Origin of the sequence: Neobacillus canaveralius (genome assembly GCF_047237705.1) — a bacterium.
GTDB lineage: Bacteria > Bacillota > Bacilli > Bacillales > Cytobacillaceae > Neobacillus > Neobacillus niacini_K.
The window spans coordinates 40442-58682 of sequence record NZ_JBDFLL010000002.1 but is presented as its reverse complement, the minus strand read 5'-3'; the positions used below and the strand labels follow the sequence as shown (position 1 = coordinate 58682).

13 protein-coding genes are annotated in these 18241 nt (G+C 38.9%); all 13 read left to right on the top strand.

The window, feature by feature from the left end:
- Positions 1-123 precede the first annotated feature (123 nt).
- The 13 genes from essC to ABC255_RS28435 all read left to right on the top strand — a co-directional run bounded on the left by essC (position 124) and on the right by ABC255_RS28435 (position 18155).
- Entirely contained in the window at positions 124-4743 is a 4620-nt protein-coding gene (gene essC, locus ABC255_RS28495; protein WP_412998687.1) for a type VII secretion protein EssC, read from the top strand.
- Positions 4736-4987: a ubiquitin family protein gene (locus tag ABC255_RS28490; RefSeq protein ID WP_412998686.1), complete on the top strand. Its 252-nt coding sequence runs from the start codon at positions 4736-4738 to the stop codon at positions 4985-4987. The genes essC and ABC255_RS28490 overlap by 8 nt, the downstream gene beginning before the upstream one ends.
- 72 nt (positions 4988-5059) lie before the next feature.
- Entirely contained in the window at positions 5060-5815 is a 756-nt protein-coding gene (locus ABC255_RS28485; RefSeq protein WP_412998685.1) for a hypothetical protein, read from the top strand.
- A gap of 268 nt (positions 5816-6083) precedes the next feature.
- Positions 6084-6839 (top strand): hypothetical protein, encoded by a 756-nt coding sequence (locus tag ABC255_RS28480; protein WP_412998684.1) that lies wholly within the window; start codon positions 6084-6086, stop codon positions 6837-6839.
- A gap of 5 nt (positions 6840-6844) precedes the next feature.
- Positions 6845-8221 carry an Mbeg1-like protein gene (locus tag ABC255_RS28475; RefSeq protein ID WP_412998683.1) on the top strand — a complete coding sequence of 459 codons (1377 nt, stop codon included), beginning with the start codon at positions 6845-6847 and terminating at the stop codon, positions 8219-8221.
- A 17-nt stretch (positions 8222-8238) separates the two neighbouring features.
- Positions 8239-8430 carry a hypothetical protein gene (locus tag ABC255_RS28470; RefSeq protein WP_412998682.1) on the top strand — a complete coding sequence of 64 codons (192 nt, stop codon included), beginning with the start codon at positions 8239-8241 and terminating at the stop codon, positions 8428-8430.
- A 39-nt stretch (positions 8431-8469) separates the two neighbouring features.
- Positions 8470-8772 carry a WXG100 family type VII secretion target gene (locus ABC255_RS28465; RefSeq protein WP_335530402.1) on the top strand — a complete coding sequence of 101 codons (303 nt, stop codon included), beginning with the start codon at positions 8470-8472 and terminating at the stop codon, positions 8770-8772.
- A 30-nt stretch (positions 8773-8802) separates the two neighbouring features.
- Positions 8803-9105 carry a pore-forming ESAT-6 family protein gene (locus ABC255_RS28460; protein ID WP_179160617.1) on the top strand — a complete coding sequence of 101 codons (303 nt, stop codon included), beginning with the start codon at positions 8803-8805 and terminating at the stop codon, positions 9103-9105.
- Between the two features lie 113 nt (positions 9106-9218).
- A complete protein-coding gene (locus ABC255_RS28455; protein ID WP_412998681.1) occupies positions 9219-10061 on the top strand; it encodes a DUF6382 and FHA domain-containing protein in 843 nt (280 codons plus the stop codon).
- A 16-nt stretch (positions 10062-10077) separates the two neighbouring features.
- Positions 10078-10845, top strand: a complete 768-nt coding sequence (locus ABC255_RS28450) for a PP2C family protein-serine/threonine phosphatase (protein ID WP_412998680.1) — start codon at positions 10078-10080, stop codon at positions 10843-10845.
- An 18-nt stretch (positions 10846-10863) separates the two neighbouring features.
- On the top strand, positions 10864-12807 hold the full coding sequence (locus tag ABC255_RS28445) for a protein kinase domain-containing protein (RefSeq protein WP_412998679.1): 1944 nt from the start codon (positions 10864-10866) through the stop codon (positions 12805-12807).
- A 14-nt stretch (positions 12808-12821) separates the two neighbouring features.
- Positions 12822-13262, top strand: coding sequence for a hypothetical protein (locus tag ABC255_RS28440; RefSeq protein WP_412998678.1), 441 nt, complete (start codon positions 12822-12824; stop codon positions 13260-13262).
- 15 nt (positions 13263-13277) lie between these two features.
- Complete coding sequence (locus tag ABC255_RS28435) at positions 13278-18155, top strand: Ig-like domain-containing protein (protein WP_412998677.1); 4878 nt, start codon at positions 13278-13280, stop codon at positions 18153-18155.
- Positions 18156-18241: the final 86 nt, after the last annotated feature.

Sequence of the window (18241 nt, the reverse complement as noted above, 5' to 3'; positions counted from 1 at the left end):
GTCATTGAGAAGATTGGAATGGATTTGTCAAATTGTGTCTAAAGTATGACGGACCAAATGAAAAATTGCTTTATAATAACAAATATAGGAAATTGTTTCTACTGGAGCAGGGAGAGAATTGTTTTGATAGTAACGCTGTTTGATAGAGGTAAAGCCTTTAATCTTGTTTTACCTGAAAAAATAACCGGGAGATACGTTCTCTCTACGGTTGATAAAGATGATAATACGATGGATTTAATTGCTGTTGAAGCAGATAACGGCAAGTGGTATGTAAAATCAAATAAATATGCCTACCTGAAAGGCGCTGCTGGAGAAAAGATTGGAAAAGTCCCAGTAGAGCCTTTTATGACGTATACAATCTACCGTGATCAAGATTCGACTGCACTATTATATGTGGAACCAGCAAGTGAAGGACGAAATGAGTTTACTAGACATATGGCTTCAGCCGATGTAATTAGGATTGGGCGAGCCAAAGATAATGATATTTGTTTTACCGAAAAATTGGTATCCAGCTCACACTGTACCGTTAAATATGATGGGAAAGGTCAAGCTGTAATTCGGGACAATGATAGTTCAAATGGTACATATGTCAATGGTGAAAGAATAAAGGAAAAATTGCTCTCCATTGGTGATGTGATTTCTATTATGGGCTTACGGATTATTTACAATGGACGATTACTTTCGTTAAATAACCCTCATCAATTAGTGTTATTAAATCGAAATGCTTTTAAACCTTTTGTTGTTGACCAGCCAATTGTCAAAGAGGAAGAGGAGCTCGATGATTTTCTAATTGAAGAAGAACAGGATGATTTGTTTTTTCGTTCACCGAGGTTTAAACGGGATATTGAGCGAAAGACCATTAAAATTGATCCCCCGCCGCAACAAAATAATTCCGAAGAAACACCGTTAATGCTGATGCTTGGTCCGTCGATTACGATGGGGATGGCGTCTCTGTTCACAGGACTATTTGCGGTTCAAAATGTCATGAGAACAAATGGTGACATAATGTACGCGATGCCTACACTTGTGATGTCATTTAGTATGATGATCGGGATGATTCTTTGGCCGATTTTAACAAAAAGGCATGAGAAGAAAAGGCGGATTGAACAGGAGAAAATCCGGCAGGAAAAATATAGTAACTACATAGAAGAGATGAAACAGGTGGTGGCGGACGAATGCAAGTATCAGAGTGAGATCTTGCATGAAAACCATATTCCCCTTTACCTGTGCTTAAAAAGGATTCGCAACCGTGAACGTAATTTATGGGAACGCACAATAGGACAAAATGACTTTCTTAAAATAAGAGTCGGTCTAGGTGATTTGCCGTTAGAAGCGGAAATCAAATATCCTGAAAAGAAATTTACGCTTCTAGATGACAATCTCCAGGATGAATTATATCAATGGGTAGAATCTCCTCAAATCGTAAGACAGGTGCCTGTCACCATATCACTTATGGATGAGCCCGTTACCGGGATTATTGGGAAAAGGGATACTGTTGTTGAGTTTGCTAAAGGGATTATTTTTCAATTAGCGGCATTACATAGTTACGACGAATTAAAATTAGTGTTTCTTTACGATAAAGAAGAACAAGAGTGTTGGAAGTTCGTTAAGTGGCTGCCGCATGTCTGGGATGATGCAAGGAGTGTTCGCTTTATTGCCACTGACGCCAATGAAATAAAAGAGCTTTCTGCTTATTTTGAAAAAGAGATCACCCATCGAGCAGCCATGGCTGATAGTAAAGAAGCAGCTATTAAGCAGCATTATGTTGTTTTTTCAACGAGCAAAGAGTTAGCAGGAAAAGCTGAAATGGTGAATTTACTTTTAAAAGAAAAGAAAGAGATCGGCTTCAGCTTAATTACTTTATATGACAGTTTGGAAATGCTGCCGAAAGAATGCACCAACGTCGCTCTGCTTAATGATAACACTAGCAAAATATTTGATAAAGACGATATCTCAGGGAAGGTTCAAAATTTTGTTGCCGATATTTTTTTACAGCAGGATGCGGAACCAATCGCTGTAGAGTTGGCCAATATCCAGCTGGCGTCTTCTGTGAAAGCCTACACACTTCCTGATATGATCACCTTTTTAGAAATGTTTGGCGTTGGAAAAGTCGAACATTTAAATGCGCCAACGAGATGGAAGGAAAATAATCCGACACAGACGATTGAAACACAGATTGGTGTCAATCAAGCGGGAGAGCCGTTTAAACTTGATCTTCATGAAAAATATCATGGACCACATGGATTGATTGCGGGGATGACCGGATCTGGTAAGAGTGAGTTTATTATGACGTTCATTTTATCGTTAGCGGTAAACTACCATCCGGATGAAGTCGCCTTTATTTTAATCGATTATAAAGGCGGCGGGATGGCCAATGCCTTCCGTAACCTGCCGCATTTAGCAGGGACGATTACCAACCTTGATGGTGCAGCCGTCAAACGGTCACTCATTAGTATTCAAAGTGAGCTTAAGCGACGTCAAGCTATTTTTAGCGAAACAAGCAGAAGGCTAAATGAGAGCAATATTGATATTTACAAGTATCAAAAATTATACCGTGAAGGTGCTGTTTCAGAGCCATTACAGCATTTATTCATGATTTCCGATGAGTTCGCCGAATTAAAAACACAGCAGCCTGAATTTATGGACCAGCTGGTCAGTGCCGCACGAATTGGAAGAAGCCTGGGTGTCCATTTGATTTTAGCGACGCAAAAGCCTTCCGGGGTGGTCGATGACCAAATTTGGAGTAACAGTAAATTCCGTATCAGCTTAAAGGTGCAAGAAAAGGCGGATAGTATGGAAGTCATCAAACGACCGGACGCAGCTGAACTTTCACAAACCGGACGTTTCTACTTGCAGGTCGGGTACAATGAACTGTTTGAACTTGGTCAATCGGCATGGGCGGGGGCGCCGTATTACCCCGCAGATAAGATGGAAAAAACAAAAGATGACGGGATTACTGTAATTGATAATTTAGGACGCGTACTGAAATCAGCAAGAATTGATAAGCGGAAAAATACAGTCACAAAACCAGTGAGTCAAATTGATGAGGTCACCAATTATCTGGCAAATCTTGCAAACCAAGAAAATATTAGGGTAAAACAACTATGGCTGGACCCAATTCCAGCTAACATCTATCTGGATGAATTAAAAGAGAAGTACCGTGAGACAAAATCGCAGGGGTTTGAACTAAATCCTGTGATTGGAGAATATGATGACCCAGCAAATCAACGCCAGGCTTTGTTGAGGCTGCCAATCTCTCAAGAAGGCAATACCGTTGTATATGGGGTAGCTGGAAGCGGGAAAACAACCTTCTTGACTTCGCTTATCTATTCCTTGATGGAAGAACACACGCCTGAAGAAGTAAATCTCTATTTACTAGACTTTGGGTCAGAAACCTTAAGCTGGTACCGTGAGTCCCCGCATGTCGGCGATGTAATGCTGTCACATGAAGGCGAAAAAATCGACAATCTCTTTAAAATGATGGCGAATGAAATCGCAGCAAGAAAGAAACAATTCGCAAATTATGGAGGGGACTTTAAAACCTTCAATCAGCAGTCGAACGAAAAAGTGCCATCGATTGTGCTGATGATTCACAATTACTCTGCTTTTTCAGAGATGTATGAACACCATGAGGAAGCCATTTCATTTTTGACTCGAGAAGGAACGAAGTATGGGATCTTTTTTCTAGTAACAGCGTTAAACACAGGTGCAATTCGATACCGGCTTCTGCAAAACTTCAAGCAAATGTATGTATTGCAGCTAAATGACACCACTGAATATTCTGGTGTGTTAGGCAATGTTGATGGTGTTTATCCATCGAAAAATAAGGGAAGAGGAATTTTCAAAACAGAGAATGTTTATGAATTCCAAGTTGCTCAAATTTCGAAAGAAGCTAGTGACTTGTACGGCTTTGTAACAGGTTATTGCCGTAAGTACCAGCAGAAATGGAACAGGAGTTCAGCAAAACGAATTCCGATTCTTCCAGATAAAGTAGATATCAAGTATTTAAAGGATGCAATCCGTTTTAATCCAACAAACATAATTCCAATTGGGGTCGAGAAGGACTCATTAAGTATCTATTCTTATGACTTTACTGCTTCAGAGGTCAGCCTTGTAACTTCGCATGCAGGGGATGAATGCTCAGCCTTCATGCAGGGACTTGCGGAAGTCATCACAATGAAGGACAACAGAGAGGTAATTGTCCTGGACGCTGATGGCAGCTTTGTATCTGACAGCCGCCGCATGTATCAATATGTGACTGGGCTAAAACCATTAGAAGAGATGATAGTCAATTTATTTACGACATTGGTATACCGCAACAACACTTCAAAGGATGCCATTGACGAAGGCAAGCCAGTCCCGGTGTTTGAAAACATTACGTGTATCATTCATTCATTCACAGAGTTGAATGCACAGCTCTCCGATGATGGAAAAGATAAATTGAAGGTCTTTTTAGAAAGAGTAAATGGACTCAACGTAACGGTTATCTTCTCAGATACAGTCGAAAAATTAACCTCATACACCTATGAATCGTGGTTCCAAAAACAAGTTTCACTGAGTGAAGGTATATGGGCCGGAAACGGTATCACAGAACAATACACGCTAAAAATCAATAAAATTACCAATGATATGTATGGTGAACTACCAGAGGATTTCGGCTATGTAGTGAACAAAGGAAAAGTAAAGCTAGTAAAACTCCTGACCACTGCAATTCGTTCAGAGGAGGCGGTGCAATATGCATAAGATTTTAGTCGAGATATATAACCCGGCTTCAAACAATACTTATGACGTATTTATCCCGCTGAAAAGTCCTGTATTTGAAGTTGTCCATCTGCTGACACATACAATCTCCGATCTTTCACAAGGGCATTACAAGGTCACAGAGCAAAGTGTTTTATGTGATCAAATGACCGGAAATGTATTTGATATCAACAGGACCATCGAAGAACTTGGTTTAAAAAATGGTTCCAAGCTGATGTTACTGTGATTTGTGAGTATCGAGAGCAATGGTACGGCGCGAGATTGTTCTACTTAAAGTCCTCCTATAGGAAGGTGCACAATGAAAATAACTAAGAAGGTACAATCAATCCTTCTACCCTTTGTTTTATTAATAGGAGTGACGGGCTGTATGAATGGAAAATCTTCAGAAGACAAAATACTATCGTACTTAGAAGAAACCTATAAAGAAAGCTTTGAAGTGGAAGTCTTTAATGAAGGCAGCACCATGCTTAAGAATATGTACGGAGGAGATGACATGATTGTTCATCCGAAGGGTAAACCAGAGCATGTCTTTTTAGCCGGTGAAGATAGAGACCATGAAGGAAAATATTTTGACACCTATGTGTTATCAAAATGGGCATATGAACTGACGAAAAAGCTTGAGCCTAAAATCAACACACTTTTCCCTGGGGTTGCTGACTATCGTGCATTGATGTATGTAGAGGATGGAAAATACGACCCGTCCATGAAGGATATGTCCGTTTATGATTATTTTGCAAAGGTCAACCGTGATGCAGATGTTATTGTCACGATGGCGATAAAAACAGCAACTCCGCCAACCGTTAGTGAGTATAATGAGGCTGTTTATCAAATGTTACAAGAGCTTAAAACCTTAAATGTGCAATCCTATGGCGTGACAGTAGGATTTGTCGAACAGGATGCAGATATGGCCGACTATATCCGGACTTCACAGGTCAACAATTTGCAATGGTCGAATTTGAAGTCCAAGGTGTACGGAACGATTATGGTTGATAGTTTTGCGAATATTACCGATTCGAAGCAAATTGAACAGTATTATGAAATGTTCGAGGAGTAAGCTGATGGCACTTTAGCATTTAAATGATGAAGAAAAAATACACTTCTGCAATTGTCATACTTTAATCTGCTAAAAGGGCGTTATAAAAGCAACGGTGCCGAAGAATGTGAGTGTTATGGCAATCAACGATTTAAGGGATTTCTTTAATTCAGTTCGAAGGAATATGAAAATTATACTTAATAGAAAGTCGATGCAGTCAGCGGCATCAACTTCCCTGTCAAGCCTTATTTGCAAGTGAATCCAAATTGCCGCTAAAGGAAGGTGCACAATGAATATAACTAAGAAGGTGCGATTCATCCTTCTTCCATTCGTTCTATTAATAGGAGTGACAGGTTGTATGAATGAGAAATCTTCAGAGAACGCGATACTGACATATTTAGAAGAGACCTATAATGAAACCTTTGAAGTGGAAACCTTTCATGAAGGAAGTACCATTTTTAAAAATATGTACGGTGCCGATAAAGTGATCGTGCATCCCAAGGGTAAGCCTGAGCATGTCTTTTTAGCAGGTGAAGATAGAGACCATGAAGGGGAATATTACGATAACTATGTGTTGTCTAAATGGTCAGATGAACTGACAAAAAGGTTAAAACCTGAAATTAGCAATCTTCTGCCAGAGGACGCTGAATATAGAGTTTTGTTATTTGTCGAGGATGGAAAATATGATAGCTCCATGAAGGATATGTCAGTCGATGATTATTTAGCAAATGTAAATAATGTTGTAAGTATTGAGTTAAAGGCAGCCATTAAAAGTGCAGGGAAACCAGATGTAACCGACTATAATGAACCGATTTATCGGCTGTTACAGGTGGTTAAACAAATGGATGTGAAATCAAGCCGTGTTTCAGTGGGATTTGTTGACAGCGCAGCGGATATTTCTGATTATATTAGAACCTCAAGTGTTAACAATACACCTTGGTCAAATTTGGATGCGAAGGTTTATGCAACCATCATGGTTGATAAACGATTTGCGATATCTGATCCAAGCCAAATAGAAGAATATTATAAAGAGTTTAAGGAGTGATTCCATTGTCACTTTCTAACTTAAATGATGAAGAGAAAAATGTTCTTCTCCAGTTATCTTATTTTGACTTACCAGGGGATTTAACAGGCTTGACTGTTAAGGAAATATGGGAAGAAGCAATGCGAACTCCTAACAACGGTGGTGAGGCCAGAAGAATCAAGCTTGAGGAGTATTTTTCTTCCGATAGATACGAAAACACCAAGTTGGCTGGGGTTAAGCTCCAGGGGTATCAGAACAACAATCCAACTATGGGTGGCGAGTCGGAATCAGGCTTTGTTGGCTACGCATGGGGTGACAAAACAGGTAATGCAGCTGCGGTTTATCGAGGCAGTGAAGATTTTAAAAATTGGGACCATTTTAAAACAGATTGGGTATCAAATGGATCTGCGGGAATTGGAAATGTAATCGAACAGCAAAGGGAAGCCAATCACTTCTATGAGGAATTTGTAAAGGATGCAGAAGGAGAAAAATTAATAGTTGGTCATTCTAAGGGTGGCAATTTAGCTTCATATGTTTTTGTAAACAACTTATCTGATAACCCTTGTGGCTATGTGGTCAACGGGGCTCCATTATTTTGGCCAAGTTTAACTGAGGAACAACAAAAGGCATTAAAAGGTAATAAATTTATTTTTATTGCTTATGAAGGTGACTTTGTACATGATCTAGGGTTTGCACCTTATGTGGATAAGACAGTTTCGATTAATAAAGAGGACTATGATGATCCATTTTATCCGCATTATGAAACGAGTGTAAATTTTGTTAATGGCTCATTTGAAAAGTCTCGACAAGGATCAATTTTTTCACCTAATGATATTAATACAGAGGCAATTAAGTTTGCGATTGTTAATGCGGTAAATGGAGTAAGAGAAGCCTATAAGGCAGCGTTAGCCATTACAAATTCAGCATTAATGGTTATTCATGCAACCTGGAAAGGGATGCAGGATGCAGCGAACCTAGTGATTGATAGTTGTGTTGCGTTGGTCAGAGGATTAGAGAATGTAAGTGTTAAGGCAATTATCGATTTGAGGAATTTTTTTGATTCCGTTCGTAAGCATACGAGATTTTTGCTAAATAGAAGGGGTGGTGCTGCGAGCGGCGGCAGTTTCCCTGTCGAGCCTAATCTTCAGGTGAATCTGCAACGGTTAGCTTATTACGCAGAGCGGCTGCAAGTAATAAAACGAAAAACAAACAGTTTAAATAGCAGGATCGATGATTTGTATTTTGAAGCCGGACTCTTTGGTTTGGACAACGTGTTAAAAGCAGATATGTTAACGACGTTTAACGGCACGATCAATCAAAATATTACCTATCTGAATACTGTGAAAAATCTACTGGAACGAACTGAATCCATTTTGGGTACGAAAGCGCGGTCTATAAAGTGATGGTTCGGGGGAAAGCAATGGATAAAAATGTTCAAAACAAGGTTAATAGCATTATTGTAGAAATAAATGAGATTGCTAGAGAGCTAGAGGATATTTCACAGGGTCTTGGTAGAGAGTTTAAAGGAATTGGGGCGATGAAGAGTGCCTCAAGCCTGCAGCAAGCTGCGAATAAGTACCGTAATGTGACGCATGAGTTAAGGAAAATCTAGCCCATCCAGGTGATGGGCACTTTAAAGGAGGTGAGAAGAATGGCAAGAACAATCACAGTTGATCCAGCAAAGCTAGACACTGCTGCTGCAAAGATTGACCAGCAATCCGCTGATTATGAGCGAGTTTATAAAGCTCTTTTCAACGAGGTTGAAGGGATGCAGGCTGCTTGGCAAGGTACTGATAACTTAGCTTACGTAAACCAGATTAAAGGATTTATGGATGATTTCAATCAGATGACGAGCTTAATGAAACAATACTCTGAATTCTTGAAAGTAAGTGCCCGTACTTATCGTGACACTCAAAATGAAGTCATTAATGGAGCAAAACGTTTAACAAACTAATAGAGTCATAATGAATGTGAGGTGGTAACCATGGCAGTAGAAGGAATCAAAATATCTCTGAATGAGGTTAGCAGTACAGCCAATCAAATCCGTAATTTAAACCAACAATTAACAGGCAGATTGGATGAGATGAAGCGAGAAATGAATGCATTGGCGAATTCATGGAATAGTGATGCATCGAATACGATTCGTAATAACTTCAATGCACTTACACCAAAGTTTGATAACTTCCGTGAAATTGTTGACAGTTATGCAAAGTTTTTAGATCAAACTGTAAATGCCTATAACTCTACAGAATCCGCAATCAACAGCAACGCGAGTGCATTTAAATAAGCCTGCAGGTTGTATTGTTCCTAACTCTCTTTTTAGAGGAGAGTTAGGAACAACACCATTTCGGAGCAAATAATAACGGGTAGTGTTGAAACCCTAAAGATGGAGACGATAGAATGAAAACCGATTTGGATAAGCTTTTTTCAGGGACACTTACGAAAAAACAATTGATGACTCATTTGGTCAACATCTTTGACAGTTTAGCTGAACTAGAGAAAACAGGTGTAGATTTTGAAAATATTCTGCTAGACAAGAAACATATTTTTCTTGATCACTTTTCAAATAGATTAGTATTTATGCATCTTCCCATAAAAGATAATGTCTTTGAAAAGGTATCAATGAGTGAATTTTTAAAAGAATTGATTGCCTCTACTACCTATGATGAAAATGACGACTTACAGTTTTTTATCAAGCTTCATAATTATCTAGCGGGTACACCGGCATTTCAGCTGCAGGAGTTTAAAGAAAAACTGTTTGAGTTTTCCACCGGACGGAAACAGAGAAAAGAGGCTGCACCCGAAACGAAATCTAAATTTTACAGTCCAGGTTTCATCACACGTGCATTGGCAATTGATGATGAAGGGACGACAGTTTTAGGGGCATTTTCTGAACCGGACGAGTATGAAGAAGGTACCACGGCATTAGGGGTAGACAATAGAATTTTGTCAAAACCATTCCTTTTAGAGATGGAAACAGGTGAAAAAATTGATGTAACCAAAGAAGTTTTTAAAATAGGAAGAGACCCAGAACAAGCCGATTATGCTTCAAGAAATAAAGTGGTAGGTCGGATTCACGCAGAGTTGGTTACCTCTGATGGCGAATATTTTCTAATTGATAAACATTCAAGAAACGGCAGCTATCTTAACGGAGTTAAACTTTCTCCAAATGAAAAGATCAAAATTAAACACGACGACCTTATTAAACTTGCTAATCAGGAATTTGTCTTCAAGTTATTTTAAAAAAGGAGGTTAGCCAATGTTATTTTTAACAGCGCATCATACGGATGTCGGTATCAAAAAGGAGACAAATCAAGATGCCCTATTGCTAAAGACAGCTAACACTCCGAAAGGTCCAGTCGGCCTCTTCATCGTTTGTGATGGGATGGGCGGTTTGTCGCACGGGGAATTGGCAAGTGCGACGGTTATTAGAGGAATGGCAGAGTGGTTCGATACGGAAATGCCAAGACTCTCGCGCTCAGAGAACATCGAGGAAGAAATCTTTTCAGATTTAGAAAAGTGCATTAAATATTTGAACGAGAAAATACTTAACTACGGCGAGACAAGAAAAGTGAAGTTAGGGACAACCATGACAGCCTTGTTAATCTTCCGCCATAAATATTATATTGCACATATCGGGGATAGCCGTGCCTACAGCATTTCTAACTCCTTAAACCAACTAACAAAGGATCAAACATTAGTAGCGAGGGAAGTGGCACGTGGGAATATTACGGAAGAGCAGGCGAAAATAGATCCACGCCGAAATGTGCTGCTGCAATGTGTCGGTGCTACAACGGAGATTGAAGTTGATTTTTCAAAGGGTGATGTTCATCCGGACACGGTGTTTATGTTATGTTCGGATGGATTTTACCATCAAATCTCGGAGGACGAGTTAGCGCTGAATCTTAATCCAGAAACGATAAAGAACGATCAGCAATTAAAGGGTAAAGTTGTTCAGTTAGTTGAGTTAGTAAAGGCAAGGAAAGAAGTAGATAATATTTCAGTTGTAGCAGCAAAAGTTTTGTAAGCAGCGGGGGCGTTTTACTTGATAGAAATTGGATCGGTAATCGATGAAAGATATGAAATATTAAAGGAAATTGGCCGCGGTGGCATGAGTATCGTTTATTTAGCGATGGATAACAGACTGAACAAATCATTAGTCGTAAAGGATATTCGGAAACGAGCGACTAGTAATAACGAACTTCTCATCAACAGCCTGATTGTCGAAGCCAATATGCTCAAAGTTCTTGATCATGGAGCATTGCCAAAAATCTACGATATTATCGAATCGGAAGGCGATATCTATGTGGTCATGGACTATATTGAGGGCGAGTCTTTAAAAGAGAAACTGAAACGAGAAAAGACCATTTCAGCGAAACAGGTAATTGATTGGGCTAGGCAGCTGAGTGAGGTTTTAGAGTACTTACATACTAGGAAGCCCTACCCGATTATTTATCGGGATATGAAGCCAGATAATATTATGCTTACCCCTGAAGGGAAAATTAAGCTGATTGACTTTGGAATCGCAAGAGAATTCAAGACCGAGAGTTCTACGGATACAACCAACCTAGGAACGAAATCCTATGCCGCACCCGAGCAGATGTCAGGCAAACAGACGGACGCGCGCACGGATATCTATAGCTTAGGGGTTACCATGTATCATCTTGCCACCGGTAAGAGTCTAAATGAACCGCCTTTTGAGCTTAAGCCAATCCGTCATTGGGACGCAACCCTGCCTGAAGGCCTTGAACATATTATTAGTAAGGCGACACAGTCGGAACCAGCCAACCGCTATCAAAGCTGCAGTGAGCTATCCTATGACCTTGAAAATATTAACAAGCTGACAGCAGGGTATAAAAATAAGCTGAAGAAGAAGCTCTCAATCTTTCTTGTACCAGTCGTCTTGTGTCTTGCTTTTATGACAACAACAGTGTTTGGCTATAAAGGCGTGAAAAATACGCAGTTCCAGGATTATATGAGCTTGGTCAATGATAGCTCGGTTTATTTAATGGACGGCGAGGACAAGAAAGCTATTGAAATGTTAGAAAAAGCGATTACGACGGTCGACAAATCCCGAGCAGAAGCATATACCAATTTACTAGATTTATATATCAATCGAAATGAGACAGATACGGGTTTAGCAAAGATTGAAGCCTATATTGATGATGAGTATGGAGACATCCATGAGAATAATGAGGTCCGCTTTAAAATGGGGATGACCTATTTTGATGTCAAACGTAACTATTCGGAGGCCTTAAAGCATTTTAATCAAGTCGATCCCGAAGTAATTCCAGACGCACAGTATTATGAGGCATTAGCGACAACGATGATTTCGATGAATATTGACTATAAAAAGTTCTCTGAAAGTCTGCTTGAATTTGAAAAATTCAATGATCAGCTGCCCAATGAACGAAAGAAAGTTGATAACTATAATTCTTTAGCGAATATCTATATCTCGTATAAGGGACAAATTTCCGATGCCAATACAAAAGCAATTGAAATCGTTGAAAAAGCCTATGAAGTTCTCCGTTTAGTCGAAAATGAGAACTTATTGATCAAGTATGAATTGGATTTTGAACAAAAATTAGCGCAAGCCTTCTATAGCAGAGGTGTTAATTCAAAAGACAAAGTAAGTGCAAAAGAAGATTATGAGCAGGCCATACAGCATTATCAAAACCTTTTGGATTTAAATGCGAGAAATGAAGAAGAAATTGTAGTGAAAATAGGTGTGATATATCAAGAAATGGGTGAACCAACCCGAGCAGTTGAGCAATTTCAAAATGCGATAAAAAACTATCCCGAAAGTATCGATGCATATGTTAAACTCGGTAATTTATTGTTAGATATCGAACAAAGTAAAGACGATGGCAGCCGAAATTATCAAGCTGCGCAACTCATTTTTGAACAAGCAAATACGCTGGATGGAGCAGGAGAGGATGAAGCTTTTAAAAAGCTAGTAAGGAGGTTTGATAACCTTAGTATTAATTAGGAAGGGGAAGGAAAATGGAGTACCAGATTATGCTTTATGGAGGAATGGCCTGTACGATCATTACCTTGATCATCTCGATTATTCTCTACGTCAAAATGGGTATAGCGCAAGTAGTTGAGGACTTAACAGGTATAAGCCTTCGGAAAAGATTACATAAAAAGAAAAAGGTCATGGATGAATCAAATGAAAAGCGGCAGACAAAAGAAATTATGTTAAAAAAGCAGTATGCCGGGGAGGCTGCAGCTAGTCAAGAGACGGAACTAATGAGCAGTGAGATTGAGGAAACAGCCTTACTTGCTGCTGGATATATCGAAGAAACCTCTTTGTTAACAGTCGACTTGGATGAAACAACACTTTTATCTGAGGATGTAGAGGAAACTTCATTATTACTAGAAGAAGACTTTTTCAAAAAAGAAGTAGATGTGATCGTTGTTCATTCCACGACGATCATCTAAGGGGAGTTTAGTAGAATGGCAGATAGTATAGCTAGAGGCTTTAAAAATAGAAAGAAGGTCATCTGGACATTAACGATTAGCCTTTTGCTTATTTCAGTGTTCGTATTTAGTACAAATGCATTTTCGCTGGATGGGGCAAAGAGATATATCGTGTTTAATGAAGACAAATGGGATATGGAGTCAATGGACCAGCCCGACTGGATGACGAATAAAGATAGTATCACCTTTAAGGTAGATTTAAAGGAAGACTTTGAAAATAACAGTCAGGGTGAAGGTGTTACGGAATTTGAAGCACCGTTTGCTGTTAAAGCTGCTTACCAAGGCATTGAAATCACAACAGCAAAAATTGAGGGAATAAAGGATCCCGAGTTAGGTTTTTTAGGGGAGTATTTGGTTACGATTCCATTACAGCCTGATAGTCCAGAGGGCAGCTTACATGTAAATGTGGAATTTGCTGAAGAGAATTCATGGAATATCCCTGCTTCAACAAATACATTTTCCATAAATCGAGATGCCGTTAAACCTGTAGTGAATGTTACATCTTGGTTCGAAGATGGAAAATTTAAAGACGGAGAGTTTACGAACAAGCCAGTCTCGATGAGTATAAAAGTAACCGACAGCAATTTCATTTCTGGAAAGGATACGATTTCAATTTTAAAAGATGGTATTGCCTACGAACCTGCACAAGCACCTGTCTGGAATGAAAATGAAACGTTCTTAACCCTTGATAATACTGGGTTCTATGAAGTGACGATTGTTGCCGCTGATAAAGCAGGAAATAAAAGTGAACCAGCAAAAGTGAATTTTGGTATCGTGAAACAAGGTCCACGATTAACGATAAAAGATAAAAATGACAGTGGTTTTTATAAACAAGTTGAGCTAAAAGTTGAAAGCGACATTCTTATTTATGATGCAAGTGCGACAATTGAGAAAAGTATTAATGGCGAAAAGACAACAGAAGTGAAAAATTTCGAGAGAAAGGGTAAAAATGCTGTCCTTTCCCTCACGGAGGATGGAGATTACAAGGTAAGTGTTACCGTAAAAGATCGGCAAAATATCGATCCAGGACATCAGTTAGGAGTCACAAGTTTTACAATTGATCAAACAGCACCGGCACTTGCCATTAACGGTGTTAATGATCATGGTGAATACAGTGATTCTAAAGAAGCTGAAATAAGTGTGACGGATGAGAATGTCGATGAAAGTCTAACACAGCTTAAAGTAACGGCAGGAAACCAAGTAACAACCTATTCGGGGGAAGAGGCCTACAAAAAAATTTCTTTCACCGAGGAAGGTGTTTATATACTTGAATTGAGCGCCACCGATAAAGCCGGGAATACCGCAGCTAAAAAAGTGAAATTTGTTATTGATAAGTCTGCGCCCGCACTTGATATCACTGGTTTAAATGAAGGGGAATTTTTCAACTCCGATAAAAGTAAAAAGGAAGTAACACTATCAGTTGAGGATTTAACCCTTGATTTGACTCAAACTAGTTTAAAAGTGGAGAAAGACGGAGCAGAATATTCAGAATCAATTCAGTTAAATAGCGTAACAGAATCAAAAGCTGAGGCAAAACATACCTTTACCGCTGAAGGAAAATATAAGATTACCCTCACATCAACCGATAAACAAGGACAGGCTGCACCAGCAAAATCAGTTTCTTTTACAATTGATAATACCAATCCAAAAGCGGTGGTTACCCTTGATGGTACGGTGATGGCAGAAGATGAATTAGTGGTTGATGGCGAGAAAACAGTAAAAATATCGGTAACAGATAAGCATCATGAGTTTTACAATGTTTCGGTAAAGAAAAATGGAGAGGAATTTAAGATTAATCCATTTGTTCGAGACGGTGAAAATGTTACAACGGAACATTTATTTAAAGAAGATGGAGTCTATGAAATAACAGTAGATTCTACAGATAAAGCTAAAAATAAAAATGTATTAACGAAAACAATTACGATTGATACGGGTAAACCAGATATTCAATTTAAAGGTGTTAAACATCAGGCACATTACAATAGTGAAAATGTGGATGTTACTGTAACCGTTAATGATTTCACATTTGATAAAAACAAGACAACCCTTGAAATGACAAGAACAAATGGCAGTCAGGTCACCGAACTCAAACCTGGCAACTGGGACATCTATGATTACTTAAAGTGGCTTTATAAAGGTGAAATGAACCTTTCTTTCGAAGAGGAAGGTATTTATCAACTTAAAGTAACCGCAGAAGACAGATTTGGAAAAGTAAGTTCTAAAACGATAGAGTTTACCATCGACAGAACTACACCAAACATTGATATCACTGGAATTAACGAAGGTGCTTTTGTTAAAGGCGGTGACGTTGTCATCGGGGTTAACGAATACTACTATGAAACAAACAATGTAACCGTTACGGTTCAGAAAGATGATAGTCAAAAAGAAGAAACGTTTGTGAATACAGCTGAAAAATCCGAGCTACCATTGAAATTTACTGAAGATGGAGATTATCAGATTACAGTAAGTGCAGAAGACAAGGCTGGAAACATAGCCTCTGACACGAAGTTATCATTTACGGTCGATACGATAAAACCGGTAATCGATATTATCGATATGGAAACCAACGAAGCGGTGGAGAACCATTCATACGACGCTGAGAGCAAAAATGTACTAATCGAAGTGAATGAACATAATTTTGCGAACAACAAGGTCCAGTATGAGGTAATCGAAAAAAATCCAGTTACTAATGAAAGCAAAAGTGTTTGGATCGGTGAGTGGAGAAACTTTGCTGAAATATCCAGCATTAGCTACAATTTTAAAGACAACTTTGAGTATTTCATCAAAGTGATTGCGGAAGATGCTGCCGGAAACACCGCAGATGAAAAATCCGTAACTTTTACCATTGATATGATCAATCCGCTATTAGCAACTGATGGTATTGAGAATGATCAGAATTACCAAAGTACGACCGCAGCATTTTGGGTAAAAGATACGAATATCGACATATCCAATACAAAATTAAACGTGTTAAAGGATGGAGAGCCTTATAGCATTGGTGATATTGCCTTAAGCTATATAACAGAAGGTGCACTAAGCTATACGTTTAAAGAAGAAGGAAATTATTCTGTGACGTTGGAATCAACTGATAAAGCAAAGCGAAAAAGCGTCCATGGACCGATTAGTTTTATTATTGATTCAACAAAGCCTGTTGTAAAAGTGGAGGGCGTGGATGATCACTCCTTTAACCCGGAGAACAAAAACGTAACAATATCCGTTAATGAGAAGAATTTTTCAACAAATAAAGTTGAACTAGCGGTAACAAAAGATAACAAGCCATATAATTTTGGTTCGTTTATTACAAATCAAAAACAGCTTTCCGCCCTTGGTCATAATTTTTCCGAGGATGGGTTGTATGCAATCTTTTTAAAATCGACAGATAAGGCTGGCAATGGTCCTGTCACTGTTAACAGGACATTCACGATTGATAAAACAAAACCGACTATTGAAATTACCGGCGTCAATCAAGACGCGTATTACAATGAGGATAAGCGGGTTAATGTCACCATTCGTGACGAAAACTTAGACATTAACAAAATAACCGTTACAAGAGATGGTGCCCGTTATAATGCCGGCGGCTTCTCTGTCAGCAATAACACGGCGGCGCTTAGCTACAATTTTAGTGAAGAGGGAGACTATCATGTCTTGGTAGAAGCTACAGACAAAGCGGGAAATAGCTTCACGCAGCAAGTGAGCTTCACGATTGATAAGACGAAACCAGTCATCACCCCTAAATTTAAAGGGCAAAGTAGAGTCATTAAAGACGGTGAATATATAAACGAAATTTTCACACCGGAATTTGCCTTAGATCAGAAAGATGATTCAATCGTTTCCGTTACATTAAACGGTGAGAATGCCGGCAGAACGGCCCCGACTGCATCGAAGGAAATGGCGTATCACTTTACTGTTTTGGCACGTGATAAAGCGGGAAATGAAACAACATTGGAAATCAAGTTTACTGTAGATACGACAAAACCGGCATTATCCATTTCCGGCATACTTGATGGATTCTTTAATGAGAACCTAGAGCCAATTGTTACGTATTCTGATATTCACTTAGATGCAAGTAGAACATCTGTAACGTTAAATGGTGCTCCTTACAAAAACGGAACGAAACTTGAGTTGGAAAGAGACTATGTTTTCAAAGCAACTGTAACAGATTTAGCAAACAATGTAAGTACGAGAACAATCGTCTTTACGATTGATAAAACATCACCAGTCATCAAGTTCAAAGAACCTGTTTCGAACAAGTATTTTAATAAGAATTTAATACCTGATCTGTTGATTGAGGATTTGAACGAATATGACATCATTGCCCTAACCTTGGACGGCAAGGAATATAAACTTGGCGATCCGATTACTTCTGAAGGTAAACATGTTTTGTTCTTTGAAGTAAAGGATAAGGCAGGTAATATTAAGCAATTAAGTGTCGAGTTTATTATTGATAAAAAAGCTCCAAAGGTAATTTACGATGGAATTAAGCAGAATGAGCAATACTACGAGGCTGTTAAAGCAGCGATTCGCCTTGATAATCCGAGCGATACAATTAAATCCATTCTGGTAAATGGCAAGTTGCATCACTTTGATAAAACAGCGGATGAGAATGGTGTTGCCGTCTTTACGTCTACTTTCTCAGAAATTAATTCGTATGAAGTGGAAGTGAATGCGGAAGATTATGCTGGAAATAAAACGACTATAGTCATTCCGTTTGAAATTGCCGAGAAGACTGCTTTAGTGAAGTTTTATGAAAATAAACCATTGTTTGCAGGCTCGTTAATTGGGCTCTTCGGAATAGTGGGCATTGGGATTACTGCTTTGGTTAGAAGAAAGAAAACAGTAGCAGTTGATGAATAAAATCAGCGGAGGGCTGTGAATGATAAGACTATCATTCACAGCCTTTTTTTTATCCAACATTCGGGAAAACGAATTAATTGTAGTCT